The 17,207-nt window shown below is 62.6% G+C and carries 15 protein-coding genes and 2 tRNA genes; 10 read left to right on the top strand and 7 right to left on the bottom strand.

All coding sequences use genetic code 11. The features are described from left to right. The first annotated feature begins 67 nt into the window (after positions 1–67). The 4 genes from ACTORR_RS20935 (at position 68) to ACTORR_RS20920 (ending at position 4,504) form a co-directional block, all read left to right on the top strand. Positions 68–144, top strand: a tRNA-Met gene (locus tag ACTORR_RS20935). 100 nt (positions 145–244) lie between these two features. Then, positions 245–321, top strand: a tRNA-Met gene (locus ACTORR_RS20930). 332 nt (positions 322–653) lie between these two features. Next, entirely contained in the window at positions 654–3,212 is a 2,559-nt protein-coding gene (gene mprF, locus ACTORR_RS20925; RefSeq protein ID WP_441344129.1) for a bifunctional lysylphosphatidylglycerol flippase/synthetase MprF, read from the top strand. Then, a complete protein-coding gene (locus tag ACTORR_RS20920; protein WP_054883414.1) occupies positions 3,212–4,504 on the top strand; it encodes a virulence factor family protein in 1,293 nt (430 codons plus the stop codon). The genes mprF and ACTORR_RS20920 overlap by 1 nt, the downstream gene beginning before the upstream one ends. 113 nt (positions 4,505–4,617) lie before the next feature. On the opposite strand, the gene ACTORR_RS20915 is transcribed toward ACTORR_RS20920, so the two are convergent. Continuing rightward, positions 4,618–6,528 carry a potassium transporter Kup gene (locus ACTORR_RS20915; RefSeq protein ID WP_313365643.1) on the bottom strand — a complete coding sequence of 637 codons (1,911 nt, stop codon included), beginning with the start codon at positions 6,526–6,528 and terminating at the stop codon, positions 4,618–4,620. 233 nt (positions 6,529–6,761) lie between these two features. Between ACTORR_RS20915 and rimO the strand changes: the two genes are divergently transcribed. Next, on the top strand, positions 6,762–8,093 hold the full coding sequence (rimO, locus tag ACTORR_RS20910) for a 30S ribosomal protein S12 methylthiotransferase RimO (RefSeq protein WP_054883416.1): 1,332 nt from the start codon (positions 6,762–6,764) through the stop codon (positions 8,091–8,093). A 70-nt stretch (positions 8,094–8,163) separates the two neighbouring features. Here the strand turns inward: rimO and ACTORR_RS20905 are convergent, their stop codons facing one another. The 4 genes from ACTORR_RS20905 to ACTORR_RS20890 form a co-directional block, all read right to left on the bottom strand. Next, the gene (locus tag ACTORR_RS20905) at positions 8,164–8,913 is read right to left on the bottom strand and encodes a hypothetical protein (RefSeq protein WP_441343847.1); all 750 of its coding nucleotides are present in this window, start codon (positions 8,911–8,913) and stop codon (positions 8,164–8,166) included. A 54-nt stretch (positions 8,914–8,967) separates the two neighbouring features. After that, positions 8,968–10,530, bottom strand: coding sequence for a DUF5666 domain-containing protein (locus ACTORR_RS20900; protein WP_313365645.1), 1,563 nt, complete (start codon positions 10,528–10,530; stop codon positions 8,968–8,970). Further along, the gene (locus ACTORR_RS20895) at positions 10,527–11,372 is read right to left on the bottom strand and encodes a DUF6502 family protein (RefSeq protein WP_099814865.1); all 846 of its coding nucleotides are present in this window, start codon (positions 11,370–11,372) and stop codon (positions 10,527–10,529) included. The genes ACTORR_RS20900 and ACTORR_RS20895 overlap by 4 nt, the downstream gene beginning before the upstream one ends. 182 nt (positions 11,373–11,554) lie before the next feature. Beyond that, entirely contained in the window at positions 11,555–12,178 is a 624-nt protein-coding gene (locus ACTORR_RS20890) for a hypothetical protein (protein ID WP_441344128.1), read from the bottom strand. Between the two features lie 208 nt (positions 12,179–12,386). Here ACTORR_RS20890 and ACTORR_RS20885 point away from each other — a divergent pair, with 208 nt between their 5' ends. From ACTORR_RS20885 to tsaA, 4 genes are all read left to right on the top strand, one after another. After that, positions 12,387–12,842 carry a GNAT family N-acetyltransferase gene (locus ACTORR_RS20885; RefSeq protein WP_054883421.1) on the top strand — a complete coding sequence of 152 codons (456 nt, stop codon included), beginning with the start codon at positions 12,387–12,389 and terminating at the stop codon, positions 12,840–12,842. A gap of 119 nt (positions 12,843–12,961) precedes the next feature. Continuing rightward, complete coding sequence (locus ACTORR_RS20880) at positions 12,962–13,672, top strand: rRNA pseudouridine synthase (RefSeq protein ID WP_313365479.1); 711 nt, start codon at positions 12,962–12,964, stop codon at positions 13,670–13,672. A 47-nt stretch (positions 13,673–13,719) separates the two neighbouring features. Next, positions 13,720–14,181, top strand: a complete 462-nt coding sequence (locus ACTORR_RS20875) for a DUF1456 family protein (protein WP_054883423.1) — start codon at positions 13,720–13,722, stop codon at positions 14,179–14,181. A 6-nt stretch (positions 14,182–14,187) separates the two neighbouring features. Then, complete coding sequence (gene tsaA, locus ACTORR_RS20870) at positions 14,188–14,883, top strand: tRNA (N6-threonylcarbamoyladenosine(37)-N6)-methyltransferase TrmO (protein WP_313365480.1); 696 nt, start codon at positions 14,188–14,190, stop codon at positions 14,881–14,883. 69 nt (positions 14,884–14,952) lie between these two features. Here the strand turns inward: tsaA and fpr are convergent, their stop codons facing one another. Continuing rightward, on the bottom strand, positions 14,953–15,732 hold the full coding sequence (fpr, locus tag ACTORR_RS20865) for a ferredoxin-NADP reductase (protein WP_054883425.1): 780 nt from the start codon (positions 15,730–15,732) through the stop codon (positions 14,953–14,955). 118 nt (positions 15,733–15,850) lie between these two features. Between fpr and finR the strand changes: the two genes are divergently transcribed. Further along, positions 15,851–16,777: a LysR family transcriptional regulator FinR gene (gene finR / locus ACTORR_RS20860; RefSeq protein ID WP_176506524.1), complete on the top strand. Its 927-nt coding sequence runs from the start codon at positions 15,851–15,853 to the stop codon at positions 16,775–16,777. On the opposite strand, the gene ACTORR_RS20855 is transcribed toward finR, so the two are convergent. Continuing rightward, entirely contained in the window at positions 16,774–17,139 is a 366-nt protein-coding gene (locus ACTORR_RS20855; protein ID WP_010952700.1) for a diacylglycerol kinase, read from the bottom strand. The genes finR and ACTORR_RS20855 overlap by 4 nt on opposite strands. Positions 17,140–17,207: the final 68 nt, after the last annotated feature.

Genomic DNA, 17,207 nt, shown 5'->3' with positions numbered 1-17,207 from the left:
AATCAAGATAAATCAATAAGTAGCGCTTGACATCAAGTGCTTACGCTGTAGAATTCGATCCCACAGGCGCGGGATGGAGCAGCCTGGTAGCTCGTCGGGCTCATAACCCGAAGGTCGTCGGTTCAAATCCGGCTCCCGCAACCAGATTCAAGAGAAGGCCACTGTTAACGCAGTGGCCTTTTTCTTTGCCTCAGAAATCGGCACTTGACTTAAGCGTCCAGATCTATAAAATGCGCCCCTCTGACGCGGGATGGAGCAGCCTGGTAGCTCGTCGGGCTCATAACCCGAAGGTCGTCGGTTCAAATCCGGCTCCCGCAACCATATTCGTCAGAACAAACCCCGCCTGTGTAAAAGCAGCGCGGGGTTTGTTGCATTTCGTCGCCTGTTAAATCCTTGGCGTTCACCCAAACCCGCCCGTTTGAGGTGTCGACCTGAGGATGAACTATCTTTAACGCTGCCGGACGACTGAAAGTAACGTTGCCCGGAGTAATATCTGGATACGTTTACCAAAGGGACTTTCACTTGGCCGCTGCACACCCCCTCCTCGCGCACCACGCTCGAGGCATTTCATGACATCGCACACTCCCGAACCCCAGGTGCCGCTTGCTTCGGCACTGCCGACTGCTGCCCAGCGCCTGCCTTGGCTTGAGCGAATGAGCCGTTACCGCCAGCCGATTGGCCTGGGCGTGACCTTGCTACTGTTTGCCATGGCGCTGATCGCCTGTCGGCATCTGTTGAGCGAACTGGACATCTACGCCCTGCACGATGCCATGCTCGGCGTACCGGCAAAGTCGTTGATCGGCGCCCTGCTGGCCACGGTGGCAGGTTTCGTGATCCTGCTCGGCTACGAGTGGTCGGCCAGCCGTTACGCGGCCGTCAAGCTGCCTGCGCGATCCATGGTAATGGGTGGTTTCAGCGCCTTCGCCATCGGTAACGCGATCGGCCTGTCGATGCTTTCGGGTGGCTCGGTGCGTTACCGCCTGTATGCACGTCAGGGCCTGGGCGCCGCCGAAGTCGCACGCATGACTGTGTTCGCCAGCCTGTCCCTGGGGTGCGCGCTGCCACCGCTGGCGGCACTGGCCACCTTGAGCAACCTGCCGGCAGCGGCTACCGCCCTGCGCTTGCCTTCGACAGTATTGGCCGGCATCGCCATCGCTGTACTGGCGCTCACCGCCGTGCTGGTGATCGGGCTGTATCGCCGCCGCCTGCCAGAACAGCCGCTGGCTGATAACCTGCTGGTCCAGTTGGGCCGTCGCACCCTGCGCCTGCCCGGTGGCCGCCTGGCGGCCCTGCAATTGCTGATCACCGCGCTGGACGTGGCTGCTGCCGCCACAGTGCTGTACTTGCTGCTGCCGCAAGCCCCGCCCTTCGGTGCCTTCGTGCTGGTTTATCTGCTGGCCCTGGCGGCTGGCGTGCTCAGCCATGTACCGGGTGGCGTCGGGGTGTTCGAAGCCATCCTGCTCGCCGCCTTCGCCGACCAGCTTGGCGCTGCCCCTCTGGCTGCCGCCCTGCTCCTGTACCGACTGATCTACGTGGTGCTGCCACTGCTGCTGGCCTGTGTCCTGCTGCTGGCCAACGAAGCACGCCGCCTGCTGTTTGCCCAGCAAGCGATCAAGGCGGCATCGGGTCTCGGCGCACCGATCCTGGCGATTCTGGTGTTTCTCTCGGGCGTGGTGCTGCTGTTCTCCGGCGCCACGCCGGAAATCGATACACGCCTGGAGCACATGGGCTTCCTCGTACCCCACCGGCTGATCGATGCCTCGCACTTCGGCGCCAGCCTGATTGGCGTGTTGTGCCTGCTGCTGGCCCAGGGCCTGCGCCGGCGCCTGTCTGCCGCGTGGCTGCTGACTACCATTTTGTTGCTGGTGGGCGCACTGCTGTCGATCCTCAAAGGCTTCGACTGGGAAGAAGCCAGCCTGCTGACCCTGACCGCCGCACTGCTGGCTGTTTTCCGCCGTTCGTTCTACCGACCGAGCCGGCTGCTCGAACTGCCGTTCTCACCGGTGTACCTGGTGGCCAGCGCCTGCGTGGTAGGTGCATCGGTGTGGCTGCTGCTGTTTGCCTACCAGGATGTCCCCTATACCCACAAGCTGTGGTGGCAATTCACCCTCGACGCCGACGCCCCACGTGGCCTGCGTGCCGCCCTGGGCAGTGCGGTGCTGCTGGTGATCGTCGCCCTGACCTGGCTGCTGCGCACCGCTCGTCCGGTGATTCAATTGCCTGACGAGGCCGAGCTACAGCGCGCCAACCGCATCCTGCTGGCCTCCGACCAGCCCGACGGTGGCCTGGCATTGACCGGCGACAAGGCCTTGCTGTTCCACCCCAGCGACACTGCCTTCCTCATGTATGCCCGTCGCGGTCGCAGCCTGGTGGCGCTGTACGACCCGATCGGCCCCGCCCAGGAACGCGCCGAGATGATCTGGCAGTTCCGGGACCTGTGCGACCTGCACCACGCCCGCCCGGTGTTCTACCAGGTGCGCGCGGAAAACCTGCCGTTCTACATGGACATCGGCTTGACTGCCCTGAAGCTGGGCGAGGAAGCGCGGGTTGATCTGCGCCGCTTCGACCTCGAAGCCAAAGGCAAGGAAATGAAAGACCTGCGCTACACCTGGAACCGGGGCGGCCGGGATGGCCTGAGCCTGGAGATCCACGAACCTGGCCAGGCACCGCTGGCCGAACTCAAGGAGATCTCCGACGCCTGGCTCGGCGGCAAGAACGTTCGCGAGAAGGGCTTCTCGCTGGGGCGCTTCAGCCCCGAGTACCTACAGCACTTCCGTATCGCCCTGATTCGTTTCCAGGGCCGGCCGGTGGCCTTCGCCAACCTGCTGGAAACCCACAGCAACGAATTGGCCAGCCTCGACCTGATGCGCGCTCACCCCGAGGCACCGAAGCTGACCATGGAATTCATGATGATCGGCTTGATCCTGCATTACAAAAGCCATGACTACGGCCGCTTCAGCCTGGGCATGGTCCCGCTTTCCGGCCTGCAGCCGCGCCGCGGTGCACCCTTGACCCAGCGCCTGGGCTCGATGGTGTTCCGCCGTGGCGAACAGCTCTACAACTTCCAGGGCCTGCGGCGCTTCAAGGACAAGTTCCAGCCGGACTGGGAACCTCGTTACATGGCCGTACCAGCCGGGCTCGACCCACTGGTAGCACTGGCCGATACTGCCGCCCTGATTGCCGGCGGCCTGACTGGATTGGTGAAACGCTGATGATCCGACGCTATTGGCTGTACGTAGTGATTCCCCTGTTGCTGGCCGCCCTGGCTGGCGCTGCGGGCTTTTGGCTGTGGGCCCGCCCTGCCCCCGAGGCACGGCTGGAGCAGCTGACCCTGAATGACACCAGCATCATCCGCGTCACCCCGGGCGTGCATGCCAAGGCCCGAGTCGCCATCGGCGTGCCCCAGGACCAGGCCCTGAGCGACAAGCAGTTGCTGGACCTGAGCCAGGCTGGCGAGGCGCAGCTGGTTCAGGTGATCCTGCCGCCGAACGACTGCACCAGGCAGCAACAGGCCATGGACCAGGCGCTGACCCAGCTGTCAGACAAACCGACCCTGGTCGCCGGCATCGGCCCAGGTGCGGCCCAGGCATGGCGCTGGCTGGCCACCCAGAGTGACGACAAGGCACGGGCCATCTCGGTCGATTTCACCCTGGAACAGCCAGGCTGCAAGGTCGAGCTGCCGAAGTCGGCCGCCCACGGCCACTGGAACGTCGCCTGGAACGACAACCCGGACGACGCCAGTGCCGCCTTCGTGCGCGACCAAGCCAACGCTGAAACCAGCATCAGCGACTATGACATTCACCTGCCGCAGGTACTCAAGGCCCAGCTGACCCAGGCCCTGGTTGGCCGCGACGGCAACGCCCTGGCCATCCCGGTGGTGGAAGTCCCGGCCGGGCAAACCACCGACACCGTCACCCTCTTCCTGTCCGGTGACGGCGGCTGGCGCGACCTGGACCGCGACGTCGCCGGCGAGATGGCCAAGCTGGGCTACCCGGTGGTCGGTATCGACACCTTGCGCTACTACTGGCAACACAAGACCCCGGAGCAAAGCGCCGCCGACCTGTCGGAACTGATGCAGCACTACCGCCAGAAGTGGGGCACCAAGCGTTTCGTGCTGACCGGTTACTCGTTCGGTGCGGACGTGCTGCCGGCCATCTACAACCGCCTGCCGGCCGAAGACCAGCAGCGTATCGACGCAGTCGTGCTGCTGGCGTTCGCCCGTAGCGGCAGCTTCGAGATCGAAGTCGAAGGCTGGTTGGGCAAGGAAGGTCAGGAAGCGCCTACCGGGCCGGAAATGGCCAAACTACCGGCGTCCAAGGTGGTGTGCGTGTACGGCGTGGAAGAGACCGACGAAAGCGGTTGCACCGACAAGACTGCGGTGGGCGAGCGCATGAAGCTGCCAGGCGGCCACCACTTCGACGAGAACTACCCGGCGCTGGCCAAGCGCTTGATCGACGAGATAGAGACCCGTCAGGGCAAGTCCAGCGTCGCTGCACAGAACTGAAAATGATTGGGGCCGCTTTGCGGCCCTTCGCGGGCACGCCCGCTCCCACAGGATTGCGCTTTCCCTGCGGGAGCGGGCGTGCCCGCGAAGGGCTGCAAAGCAGCCCCAATAACTCAGATCTCGACCTGGGTACCCAGCTCAATCACCCGGTTCAGCGGCAAGTTGAAGAAGCGCAAGTTACCGTTGGCATTCTTCAGCAGGAACGCAAACAGGTTGCCCCGCCAGCGCGACATCCCCTCCAGACGCGACGCAATCACCGTTTCCCGGCTGAGGAAGTAGGTGGTGCGCATCGGGCTGAAGTCCAGTTCGTCCAGGTGACACAACCTCAATGCCGCCGGCACGTCCGGCTCGTCCATGAAGCCGAAGTGCAGCAACACGCGGAAGAAGCCATCACCGTAGGCCTCGACCTCGAAACGCTCGTGCTCCGGCACCCGAGGGCGATCTTCACTGACCACTGTCAGCAGCACCACCTGGCTGTGCAGCACCTGGTTATGCAGCATGTTGTGCAACAGCGCATGAGGCACCGCATCTGCACGCGCCGTCAGGAACACCGCCGTGCCTTCGACCCGATGCGGCGGCTGCACGCGGATGCTGCTGATGAACACCGGCAATGGCAGCCCGCCCTCGTCAATGCGCTCGACCAGGATCTGCTTGCCGCGCTTCCAGGTACTCATCAGCAGGTACAGCACCAGGCCTGCGAGTACCGGGAAGGCGCCGCCTTGAACGATCTTCGGTACGTTGGCGGCGAAGTACAAGCCATCGACCAACAGGAAACAGACCACCAGCGGCACCGCCAGCATCGGCGGCCACTTCCACAGCAGCAGCATCACCGCGGCCACCAGGATGGTGGTCATCAGCATGGTCCCAGTCACGGCCACACCGTAGGCCGCGGCCAGTGCGCCGGACGACTCGAAGCCGATCACCAGCAGCACCACGCCAACCATCAATGTCCAGTTAACTGCGCCGATGTAGATCTGCCCCTGCTCGTCGCTGGACGTGTGCTGGATCTGCATGCGGGGGATATAGCCAAGCTGGATGGCCTGACGGGTCAGCGAGAAGGCCCCCGAGATCACAGCCTGCGAGGCAATCACCGTGGCCATTGTCGCCAGCCCGACCATCGGCAGCAGGGCCCAGCCCGGCGCCAGCAGGTAGAACGGGTTGCGCGCCGCGTCCGGGTTCTGCAACAGCAGCGCGCCCTGGCCAAAATAGTTGAGTACCAGCGCCGGCAGCACCAGGGCAAACCAGGCACGGGCTATCGGTTTGCGGCCAAAGTGGCCCATGTCGGCGTACAGCGCCTCGGCGCCAGTCAGTGCCAGCACCACCGCACCGAGTATGGCCACCCCCATGCCGGGGTGAACGATGAAGAAATTGACCGCCCAGACCGGGTTGAACGCCTTGAGCACTTCCGGGCTCTGGCTGATGCCATGCACGCCCAGGACGGCCAGCGCCAGAAACCAGGTGACCATGATCGGGCCGAACAACTTGCCGATCTTCTCGGTGCCATGCTTCTGCGCCACGAACAGCGCCACCAGCACCACCAGCGAGATGGGCACCACCCAGTGGTCGATACCTTCGAACGCCAGGCCCATACCCTCCACCGCCGACAGCACCGACACGGCCGGGGTGATCATGCTGTCGCCGTAGAACAGCGAGGCGCCGATCAGCCCACAGATGAGCATCAGCGAACGCAACCGCGGGTACGCAGTCGTTGCCCTCAGGGCCAGGGCGGTGAGCGCCATGGTACCGCCCTCGCCCTGGTTGTCTGCGCGCAGGATGAACATCACGTACTTGAACGACACCACCCACAGCAGCGACCAGAGGATCAGCGAGAGGATCCCCAGCACACCGTCATGGTTGACCGGCACCCCATAGCCGCCAGTAAAGACCTCTTTCAGGGTATACAACGGGCTGGTACCGATATCGCCATACACCACCCCGACCGCTGCCACCAGCAGCCCCAGTGACCGTGTCGCGCCTTGCTTCCCCGCGTGCCCGCCTTCGGCGTGACTGCTTGCCTGAACCATCGAACACTCCCGCAGATGGCCTTGAAGGCCGGTAGAATTCACTCCTGCGTCAGGGACATGCAGTGCCCCCACGCAATGGCGCGAAGCATAGCGCAGCGTTCGTCGCTTTTCTGCTGGTCAAGCGACCGTGCGCTCGCTAGAATTGCGCACTTTTTGATCAGAGGCGCCAAAAGCGCCCGTCAAGATCGCCCCCTTCTGCTGCGGGCGAACTGCATTCAATACCGAGGTTAGTCATGTCCACCACTCCCGCCACCCCCAAGGTTGGTTTCGTCAGCCTGGGTTGCCCCAAGGCCCTGGTCGATTCCGAGCGCATCCTGACCCAGCTGCGCATGGAAGGCTATGAAGTCGTGCCCACCTACGAGGACGCCGATGTGGTGGTGGTCAACACCTGCGGCTTCATCGACAGCGCCAAGGCCGAGTCGCTTGAGGTGATCGGTGAAGCGATCAAGGAAAACGGCAAGGTCATCGTCACCGGCTGCATGGGTGTCGACGAAGGCAATATCCGTGACGTGCACCCAAGCGTGCTGTCGGTCACCGGCCCGCAGCAGTACGAGCAGGTGGTCAACGCCGTGCACGAAGTGGTGCCTCCCCGCCAGGACCACAACCCGCTGATTGACCTGGTGCCACCGCAGGGCGTCAAGCTGACCCCGCGCCACTACGCCTACCTGAAGATTTCCGAAGGCTGCAACCACAGCTGCAGCTTCTGCATCATCCCGTCGATGCGCGGCAAGCTGGTCAGCCGCCCGGTCGGTGAAGTGCTGAGCGAGGCCGAGCGCCTGGTCAAGGCCGGCGTCAAGGAAATCCTGGTCATTTCCCAGGACACCAGCGCCTACGGCGTCGACGTCAAGTACAAGACCGACTTCTGGAACGGCCGCCCGGTCAAGACCCGCATGCTCGAACTGTGCGAAGCGCTGAGCAGCCTGGGTGCCTGGGTACGCCTGCACTACGTCTACCCGTACCCGAATGTCGACGACGTGATCCCGTTGATGGCCGCCGGCAAGATCCTGCCGTACCTGGACATCCCGTTCCAGCACGCCAGCCCGAAAGTACTCAAGTCGATGAAGCGCCCAGCCTTCGAAGACCGGACCCTGGCACGCATCAAGAACTGGCGCGAGCAATGCCCCGAGCTGGTGATCCGCTCGACCTTCATCGTCGGCTTCCCTGGCGAAACCGAGGAAGACTTCCAGTACCTGCTGGACTGGCTCACCGAAGCCCAGCTCGATCGCGTCGGCTGCTTCCAGTACTCGCCAGTCGAAGGCGCCCCGGCCAACGACCTGGGCCTGGAAGAAGTGCCGGATGACATCAAGCAGGACCGTTGGGACCGCTTCATGGCTCACCAGCAGGCCATCAGCGCCGCTCGCCTGCAACTGCGCATCGGCAAGGAAATAGAAGTGCTGATCGACGAAGTCGAGGAACAGGGTTCGGTTGGCCGCAGCTTCTTCGATGCTCCGGAAATCGACGGCAGCGTGTTCATCGACGGTAACCATGGCTTCAAGCCGGGCGATAAAGTCCGGTGCCGCGTGGTGGATGCCGACGAATACGACATGTGGGCCGAGCCGGTTTAAAGCCGTCGGCGCATGGAAAACCCCTGCCGGGTATTCCCACTGTGGAAATACCCGGCAGGGGCTTTTTTCGTCAGAAGGTGTGAAAAACCATCATTCCAGCCTCTGCATCGGGGCTGGCATCGGAAAAACCCTTCACCGCATACAACTGCACTTTCCATTCCCGGTTGAGTTTGTGGGTGAGGAACAGTGTCAGTTCCTGAATTTCCGACCCCGTCGAGACGACCTTTTGCCGCCAGTCGTACGAGGCACCAGCCGACGAACTTTTCCCCACGGGAATGGCAAAGCCCAGGCTGGTGAATATCGGATCTTTGAAATCGCTGCCAGGCGGGTCACCGAACTTCTTCCAGCCGAGGGTCGCGAAGCCGGTGACCGGGCCGAATGCCTGGGCGATATCGACCTGGCCGGTGTAATCGTACTCCCCCGTGCCCAGGCACTGCTTTTCATCGGCAGTGGGAAATTTGACCTTGCCGATGAGGTCCAGCATCAGGCCACCGTCACGGCCATCGAGCAGCGCATAAGCCGCGCTGGCTACCGTGTCACCCAGCCCACTCTCCACCGCATGGCATCCACCGGGCAAGGGATCACCATTGGGCCCCACTTCAGGGTTGGTAATGCGTAGCCAGGGCACGGTGACTTTGTAAGTCATGGGGCCGGTTTCATACTTGCCGACCACAGGGACATACCAGATTTCCGAAGTGGTACCCGTGCCATAGTCGCCACTCGAATAGTCCATGCCAATCGAGGCGCTGAAGGTATCGGCCAGGGCCGAGGCACTGCTACAGAACAACAAACAGGCGAAAAGAGGGAGCGCGGGTCTCATTTGCACCTCGGTATTGCGTCGGGAAGTGTGAACGGACTAACCCAGCCTAGTTGCCTAATGCCCGGACCGCTCCGGATGCTCGACTTTTTCGACCTTCTCTGCCGTCTCAGGCCTTTCGACCTTTTCGACTTTTTCTACCGTTTCAGGCTTTTCGACCCGTTCGATCTTTTCTACCTTTTCGACTTTCTCGACTTTTTCAGGCTTCTCGACCCTATCTACTTTTTCAGGACGTTCGACTTTTTCCACTTTCTCGACTTTCTCGGGCTTTTCGACCTTCTCCACTCTTTCCAGCTTCTCGAGCTTTTCCACGCGATCGGAACTACCACTGTTGCTGGTCTCGCGTTGCTCCACGGTATCGACCTGTACCGACTTACCGGACTTGTCCTCAACGTCCATGCTGCCATGATCATTGGCGCCGCCACCGGCACTGCGCCCATCGTGGTCATCACCGCTTTGGCTGCGGATGCTGGAGGTCCCACGCTCACCCTGGCTGCTGTTGCCCGAACTGCCCGAGCTGCTTGTAACGTGCACGCTGTTACCCCCGGAATGCCCTGCGCCCGAATGCTCTGCGCGGTCGTCATCGAGCTCGACGCGGGATGCCCGCAGCTCGTGGGTAGCACTGAATACGCCGATTACTCGCACCCGTTGGTCGAGCGCGATGGACGCGGGCTGCTTGCCGACGACCACGGTATCCTGCCCCAGGGTCACGTTGATGCCGCCGACCACCAGCTGACGCGCCTGCGTGCGCTGCACCAGCCCTTCGATCACCATCGTCTGCCCCCGCCCGGCAAACGCCAGGCTCGGGTCAGGGCGCGTTTGCGCCACTTCCAGCTGGCTGCCGGTCCATTGGCCGCGCACCAGCATTTCCCGCGCCGGTGCCACAGGAATGCCCAATTTGAGCCCCTGAAGGCTTCCGGGGTGATCGATTGCGCCAATGGCACTGGCCTCGCTGAGCCCTGGCGCCCGCTCGATACGGCTAGCGACCACTTCGCCTGCAGCATCGCGCAGGCCGCTGACCCTGACCGGTTCGCCCGGTCGCAGCCCTTCTGCCACCCGCGCCCCGGCTGCCAGGCGCACGGGCTGGCCCATGACCCGCAGCGGCCCCGAAGCATTCGGCAGTGCCGTCAGCGGCCCCTCGTAAACGTTGAGGATCGCGATGCGCCCGGCTTGCAAGCCGCGCTGTGTGCCATACGCCTCCACCGCGACCACCTGGCCGATCGCCAGATGAGCGCTGCTGGCAGGGGCACCATTTTCACTGACAGGTACATCCTTGGCGTAGTGCACCTCCTGGCCATTGACGCAGATCGATGCGAACCCGGTGATGGTGCCGACGATACCAGTACCACCAGTGCCGCCCGGGCGCTCGATCGGCGCGCCTGTGCCCCCCGTGCCACCGGGGCGCTGCTGAAGCGGCGCACCCGTGCCACCCATACCACCGGTTCTGGCGCCGGTGCCGCCAACGCCCCCCGGCAACTGCATGCTCGCAGCACCCGCCATGCCCACTTCATCACGGCTGACGCACACTGGCGCTGCTACCACATTGGCAGGCGCCCCCAGGTCCAGCCCGAAAACAAGGACCAGTGCAACGAGATTGAGGCAGCGCACGAAAGGCGTCATGAGTCGGCGGCCTTCGACGAATCGGGGTCAGTGGCTTCAGAATAGAAATAGAGCCCGACGGTGATGCGCTGACGCTGCCCTTGGCTTGGCTCGTCGGTGCTTTCCAACTCGGCTGCCAGCCGGCTGAAGGCCAGCAGGGTTTGCATGCCATCCTGGCTGACGGCTTCGCGCAGCGTGTCGACGCTGGCCGGGGTCAGGGCGTCGTAGTGCACGCTGCGTTCGAAAAACGGCAGGCCTTCGCCACTGAGGTTGTGCACCGCTGCGCAGGCGTGATCGTGCAGGTTATGGCCAAAATATGCGGCTTTCTCATCGAAGCCCTTCTGCGGTACGAATGCCTGGGCCTCGAGGTGGACGCGGTCCTGATCATCGAGGCGGACGACGCCCAGGCGCAGCCATTCATCCAGCACTACCCGCCCACGGATATCCGTGCTGACCTTCGCCACCAAGGCGTCGAAAGAACAATCGCCGCCAACGCTGGCCAGCCTTGGCAGGGCCAACGCCTGGCCGGCCTGCGAGCAGAAGGGCGGGCTACGGGTCCATACATTCACCAATTGCGCACCTAAGGTGATGTTTTCCGGCAGCGCCGCGGCAGACGCGTCACTTTCACTTCGCAGCCGCCGCACATCCTTGCGATGCACCCCGGTCAGCAGGCTGATGCGACTGTCGGTCGGCACCTTGTCGTCCAGGCGAAACTCGCGATGCGCCACATCGACGAATACTTCCTTGAGCACGTCGGTGAACATCGTATAGGTCACCCCTTTGCGCAGCATCAGACGCACCAGAGGGCGCATGATCCTGCGCAGTGCACTCAACATGGATGGAGGGATAGAGGGCGATTGCATGGAGCGCATTCCTTGAACTGTGAACCCAGTATGCGGGAAAACATCCCACACGACTGTAACCACTTCTCACCGAGGATGAGAAAAAGCTGTCAGCGCTCACTGCAAACGCATGATGGGACCGGACCTGGGGCCGCACATACAAAACCCGTCCGTTGGGTCTTGTATGGGCTTTTCACTGCCAATCAGCTCCTGTCATCCCCGACTTCACCGCCGGCATGAGCACCGCGGTCATCAGCCTGTTCGCGACCCACATGGTTGCCGTTATCGTCACCAGGTTCACCACCAACGTGATTGCCACGATCGTCGCCAGGTTCACCGCCGACATGATTGCCATGATCGTCACCGGGCTCACCGCCAACGTGGTTGCCATGATCATCACCCGCTTCAGCATGGTTACTGCTGCGACCGGAATTTGCATTGCCATCGTGACCCTGGCCTGCGTCACCATGGCCACTGCCACTATTGCCGCCATGGCCGCCACCACCGCTGCCGCCGCCGTGACCACCGCCACCGCCACCGCCACCACTACCGCCGCCGCCGTGACCACCGCCACCGCCACCACTACCGCCGCCGCCGCCGTGACCGCCGCCACCGCCACCACTACCGCCGCCGCCGTGACCGCCGCCACCGCCACCACTACCGCCGCCGCCGTGACCACCGCCGCCACCGTGACCACCGCCGCCGCCGCCGCCGCCATCCTTGGCATATGCGCTGGAGCCATGAGAAATCGAATCTGGAATCAACACGATGGCCGTCGACAGCACGCCTGCAACGGCGACTGCCAGTAGAGCCCTTTTGAACAGCATGTGGATTTGCATTTTCCGTCTCCAGGTCTTCGCCATGAGAACGCTAATCAAGCGGGAATCTGTTGTAGGTAGTTTCTCTTCATCGCGTGGGATTTTTTCCCACGCATTATTAATAGACCTATCCCTCCCACGCTTCAAGCTGCGCACAACGCAGCTGACCAGTGGTTGGCCTGCTATGTTTTCCCTATCGCCTTGGAGGAATACCGGCATGCATTCGGCCCTCACGCTGCAGACACCCCGGTACAGCGACTACAGTGAGTTGGTGCAGATCTGGGAAGACTCGGTGCGCGCAACCCATGACTTCCTGCCAGAGGCCTATATCCTGTTGCTCCGCGAACAAGTGCTGCGCCGCTACCTTGATGCCGTGATGCTGATCTGCTGCAAGGATCGCCAGCGCATCTGCGGCTTCGCCGGCGTCGCCAATGGCTGCGTGCACATGTTGTTCGTCGCACCGAACTACCGGGGCAAGGGGGTTGGCAAACGCCTGCTGCGTTATGCGATCGACGAATTGAATGCCGAACGCCTGGACGTCAACGAACAGAACCCGCAAGCCCTGGGCTTCTATTTGCACGAAGGCTTCCAAGTGGTTGGCCGTTCGGAAACAGATGGCTTGGGGCAGCCCTATCCCCTGCTGCACATGAGGCTGATTCCTACAGTGTCCTAGTACGGCGTCCGAATATGCCGTGGTCTGCGTGCCAAATGGCGCATTTGACACACATTCCCATCATCAACCGCGCACAGGCAGGTACAATGTCAGTCTTTCCCTGCCTTGCGAATTGCCCCATGTCCGAACCCGTCCGCCTGTCCAAACGCCTCATCGAGCAGCTTGGTTGCTCCCGCCGTGAGGCCGAGCTTTACATCGAAGGAGGCTGGGTCACGGTCGATGGCGTGGTGGTGGAGCAGCCCCAGTTCAAGGTTGACAGCCAGCGGGTAGAACTGCTGCCTGGGGCACGCGCCGAGGCATTGGAGCCAGTCACGCTGCTGATGCATCAAGCAGCCGGTGTCGACAGCGAAACTGCCCGTGCCAGCATGAACATGGGCAACCTCAGCGAGGCTCACCGCGAAGGGGTACGGCCCCTGCACGGGCATTTCGCCCGGCTATCCTGCCTGGCGCCGCTGGAACGTGGCGCCAGCGGCCTGCAGGTGTTCACCCAGGACTGGCGGGTTACCCGCAAGATCGACGCCGACCTGCGCCGCATGGAGCAGGAATACATCATCGAAGTGCGCGGCGAGACCACACCCCAGGCCCTGGAGCGCCTGGCGCGCGGTGCGATGCGCAATGACCGGGAACTGCCCAAGGCCAAGGCCAGCTGGCAGAACGAGACCCACCTGCGCCTGGTGGTGAAAAACCCGCAACCCGGGCAGATCAGCGAGCTATGCGCCTACCTGCGCCTGGAGGTGCTGGGCATGCGTCGCATTCGCCTGGGCGGTGTGTCCATGGGCAAGCTGCCCGTGGGGCAGTGGCGTTACCTGGCAAACACCGAACGATTCTAAGCAATGCGCCACGCCCCGACGTGGCTACTGAACAGGATTTTGCAGCAATGAACCACAACGATGTCCTGCGCAGCTTGCGCTACATGCTCAAGGTGAACGACGCCAAGATGGCCGAAATCATCGCGCTGTCCGGCCTCGAAGTTAACCCGATCGTGCTCGCCACCTACTTGAAGAAGGAAGACGAAGCCGGTTTCGTGCGCTGCCCGGAACGGGTCATGGCGCACTTCCTTGACGGCCTGGTGATCCACCGCCGTGGCAAGGACGACAGTCGCCCGGCGCAGCCCGTCGAGTTGCCGGTGACCAACAACACCATCCTGAAAAAGCTGCGGGTAGCCTTCGAGCTCAAGGAAGAAGACCTTCACGCGATTCTCAAGGCGGTAAATTTCCCGGTGTCCAAGCCTGAGCTCAGCGCGCTGTTCCGCAAGGTCGGGCATGACAACTATCGCCCCTGCGGCGACCAGTTGCTGCGCAACTTCCTCAAGGGCCTGACCCTGCGCGTGCGCGGCTGAGTGGCCATGCAGCATACGGTTGCACCTGTCGGCATCGTCCGCTCCTGCTTCAAGGAGAAATTCGCCATCCCGCGCCAGCCACAACTGGCGCCAGCCGCCCGTGGGGTGCTGGAGCTGCTGCCGCCGTTCGACCAGGGCGATGCGGTGGCCGGGCTGGAGCAAGTCAGCCATGTCTGGTTGCTGTTCCTGTTCCACCAGGCACTGGAAGACAAGCCACGCCTGAAAGTGCGCCCGCCGCGCCTGGGCGGCAACAAGAGCATGGGCGTGTTCGCCACCCGCGCCACTCACCGCCCCAATGGCATTGGCCAGTCGGTGGTGCGCCTGGAGGGGGTGGAGCCAGGGCGTCTGCTGCTGTCCGGGATCGACCTGCTGGACGGCACGCCGGTACTGGATATCAAACCGTATGTGCCTTACGCCGACAGCGTTGCCGGGGCAACCAACCTGATGGCAAGTGACGCGCCGGTCGCGATTGCCGTTGGCTGGAGCGACACTGCCCTGCCCCAGGCCCACGCGCATGGGTTGCGCCTTGGCGAGCCGTTGGTGGAGCTGATCGAGCAATGCCTGGCGCAGGACCCGCGCCCGGCCTATCAAGTGCCGCCACCGGAGCGGGTGTACGGCGTGAAGCTCTGGGACGTGCAGGTCCGTTGGCATTACCCGCAACCGGGTGATATCCAGGTCCTGGAAGTCGTGCGCGAAGACTGAGGAGGCCCCGCCTTGCAGGCATAAAAAAACGCAGACCCGGGTCTGCGTTTTTTCGTTGCTTCGTTCGTCTTATTTCTCGACGAAGGCACGCTCGATCAGGTAGTCACCCGGCTCGCGCATACGTGGAGAAACCTTCAGGCCGAAGCTGTCGAGCACTTCGCTGGTCTCGTCGAGCATGCTCGGGCTGCCGCAGATCATCGCGCGGTCGTCCTCTGGGTTGATCGGTGGCAGGCCGATATCGGTGAACAGCTTGCCGCTGCGCATCAGGTCGGTCAGGCGGCCCTGGTTTTCGAACGGCTCGCGGGTCACGGTCGGGTAGTAGATCAGCTTCTCACGGACCGACTCACCGAAGAACTCGTTCTGCGGCAGGTGCTCGGTGATGAACTCGCGGTAGGCCACTTCGTTGACGTAACGCACCCCGTGAACCAGGATCACTTTTTCAAAGCGCTCGTAGGTTTCCGGGTCCTGGATCACGCTCATGAACGGCGCCAGGCCGGTGCCGGTGCTCAGCAGGTAGAGGTGCTTGCCCGGCTTCAGGTCGTCGAGCACCAGAGTGCCAGTCGGCTTCTTGCTGATGATGATCTCGTCGCCTTCCTTCAGGTGCTGCAACTGCGAGGTCAGCGGGCCGTCCGGGACCTTGATGCTGAAGAACTCCAGGTGCTCTTCCCAGTTCGGCGAAGCGATGGAATAGGCGCGCATGAGCGGACGGCCGTTGTCCTGTTGCAGGCCGATCATCACGAACTGACCGTTCTCGAAGCGCAGGCCCGGGTCGCGGGTGCACTTGAAGCTGAACAGGGTGTCGTTCCAGTGGTGCACACTGAGGACACGTTCGTGGTTCATGTTGCTCATCTAAGGGGCTCCTGAAGAAAAACGCAGCGCGCAAGACGCGCAGTTGCGCGATAGTTTAGGGGTAGCCACAATATCTGTTAACTGAATTATCAAGATATGTGTTATCGGTTATATAGATATGCGATTTACACTTCGTCAGCTTCAGGTATTTGTTGCCGTGGCCCAGCACCAGAGTGTGTCGCGGGCGGCCAGCGTGCTCGCGCTTTCACAATCGGCAGCAAGCACCTCCATTACCGAGCTTGAGCGGCAGTCGAGCTGCCAGCTTTTCGACCGAGCCGGCAAGCGCCTGGCGCTCAATGCCTTGGGCCATCAGTTGCTGCCCCAGGCCGTCGCGTTGCTTGACCAGGCCAAGGAGATCGAAGACTTGCTCAATGGCAAGTCCGGCTTCGGCTCGCTGGCGGTCGGCGCCACGCTGACCATCGGCAACTACCTGGCCACCCTGCTGATCGGCAGCTTCATGCAGATTCATCCGGAAAGCCAGGTGAAACTGCATGTGCAGAACACTGCACATATTGTGCACCAGGTCGCGCAATACGAAATTGACCTGGGTCTGATCGAAGGTGACTGCAACCATCCGGACCTTGAGGTACAGCCGTGGGTCGAGGACGAACTGGTGGTGTTCTGCGCACCGCAACATCCCTTGGCCAAGGCCGGCCGCGCCGATGTCGAAGCCCTGTCGCAGGAAGCCTGGATTTTGCGCGAGCAGGGCTCCGGCACACGCCTGACTTTCGACCAAGCCATGCGCCATCACCGTACCAGCCTGAACATTCGCCTGGAACTGGAACACACCGAGGCGATCAAGCGTGCCGTGGAGTCGGGGCTGGGTATCGGCTGCATTTCCCGCCTGGCCCTGCGCGATGCCTTCCGCCGCGGTAGCCTCGTGGCGGTCGAGACGCCGGAACTGGATTTGATGCGCCAGTTCTATTTCATCTGGCACAAGCAGAAATACCAGACCTCGGCGATGCGCGAATTCCTGGAATTGTGCCGCAGCTTCACCGCGGGCTTTACCCGCAGTGACGAGATCGTCTTGCCGCCAATCGCTTAGAGCAGAATCACGCCCCACACCAGTGCGACCATGGTCAGCGCCACCAACTGTGCGGCGCTGCCCATGTCCTTGGCGTTCTTCGACAACGGGTGGCGCTCCAGCGAGATGCGATCGATGGCGGCTTCCACTGCCGAGTTGAACAGTTCGACGATCAGACCGAGCAGGCATACGGCGATCATGATTGCCCGCTCGGCACGGCTGACCGGCAGCCAGAAAGCGATCGGGATCAGCAGCACGTTGAGCAGCACCAGCTGGCGGAAGGCGGCTTCGCCCTTGAAAGCGGCGCGCAGGCCGTCCAGTGAGTAGCCGGCGGCGTTGAAAATGCGTTTCAGGCCGGTCTGGCCTTTGAATGGCGATGTCATGTGAGTCACTTCACAGCGGAAAGGCCAGCAGACTAGTGCGGCGCGGGTCAAAAAAGCGTGAATCCGGG

Source organism: Pseudomonas sp. SAR267 (assembly GCF_052077595.1).
GTDB lineage: Bacteria > Pseudomonadota > Gammaproteobacteria > Pseudomonadales > Pseudomonadaceae > Aquipseudomonas > Aquipseudomonas vlassakiae.
The sequence above is the reverse complement of the archived record's forward strand: the minus strand, read 5'-3'. Positions and strand labels throughout refer to the sequence as shown.

What these genes read in the sequence shown, in the direction of transcription:
- mprF (WP_441344129.1), top strand. Translation starts at nt 654, where the DNA reads ATGAGCCGTTACCGCCAGCCGATTGGCCTGGGCGTGACCTTGCTACTG.
- ACTORR_RS20920 (WP_054883414.1), top strand. Translation starts at nt 3,212, where the DNA reads ATGATCCGACGCTATTGGCTGTACGTAGTGATTCCCCTGTTGCTGGCC.
- ACTORR_RS20915 (WP_313365643.1), bottom strand. Translation starts at nt 6,528, where the DNA reads ATGGTTCAGGCAAGCAGTCACGCCGAAGGCGGGCACGCGGGGAAGCAA.
- rimO (WP_054883416.1), top strand. Translation starts at nt 6,762, where the DNA reads ATGTCCACCACTCCCGCCACCCCCAAGGTTGGTTTCGTCAGCCTGGGT.
- ACTORR_RS20905 (WP_441343847.1), bottom strand. Translation starts at nt 8,913, where the DNA reads ATGAGACCCGCGCTCCCTCTTTTCGCCTGTTTGTTGTTCTGTAGCAGT.
- ACTORR_RS20900 (WP_313365645.1), bottom strand. Translation starts at nt 10,530, where the DNA reads ATGACGCCTTTCGTGCGCTGCCTCAATCTCGTTGCACTGGTCCTTGTT.
- ACTORR_RS20895 (WP_099814865.1), bottom strand. Translation starts at nt 11,372, where the DNA reads ATGCAATCGCCCTCTATCCCTCCATCCATGTTGAGTGCACTGCGCAGG.
- ACTORR_RS20890 (WP_441344128.1), bottom strand. Translation starts at nt 12,178, where the DNA reads ATGCTGTTCAAAAGGGCTCTACTGGCAGTCGCCGTTGCAGGCGTGCTG.
- ACTORR_RS20885 (WP_054883421.1), top strand. Translation starts at nt 12,387, where the DNA reads ATGCATTCGGCCCTCACGCTGCAGACACCCCGGTACAGCGACTACAGT.
- ACTORR_RS20880 (WP_313365479.1), top strand. Translation starts at nt 12,962, where the DNA reads ATGTCCGAACCCGTCCGCCTGTCCAAACGCCTCATCGAGCAGCTTGGT.
- ACTORR_RS20875 (WP_054883423.1), top strand. Translation starts at nt 13,720, where the DNA reads ATGAACCACAACGATGTCCTGCGCAGCTTGCGCTACATGCTCAAGGTG.
- tsaA (WP_313365480.1), top strand. Translation starts at nt 14,188, where the DNA reads ATGCAGCATACGGTTGCACCTGTCGGCATCGTCCGCTCCTGCTTCAAG.
- fpr (WP_054883425.1), bottom strand. Translation starts at nt 15,732, where the DNA reads ATGAGCAACATGAACCACGAACGTGTCCTCAGTGTGCACCACTGGAAC.
- finR (WP_176506524.1), top strand. Translation starts at nt 15,851, where the DNA reads ATGCGATTTACACTTCGTCAGCTTCAGGTATTTGTTGCCGTGGCCCAG.
- ACTORR_RS20855 (WP_010952700.1), bottom strand. Translation starts at nt 17,139, where the DNA reads ATGACATCGCCATTCAAAGGCCAGACCGGCCTGAAACGCATTTTCAAC.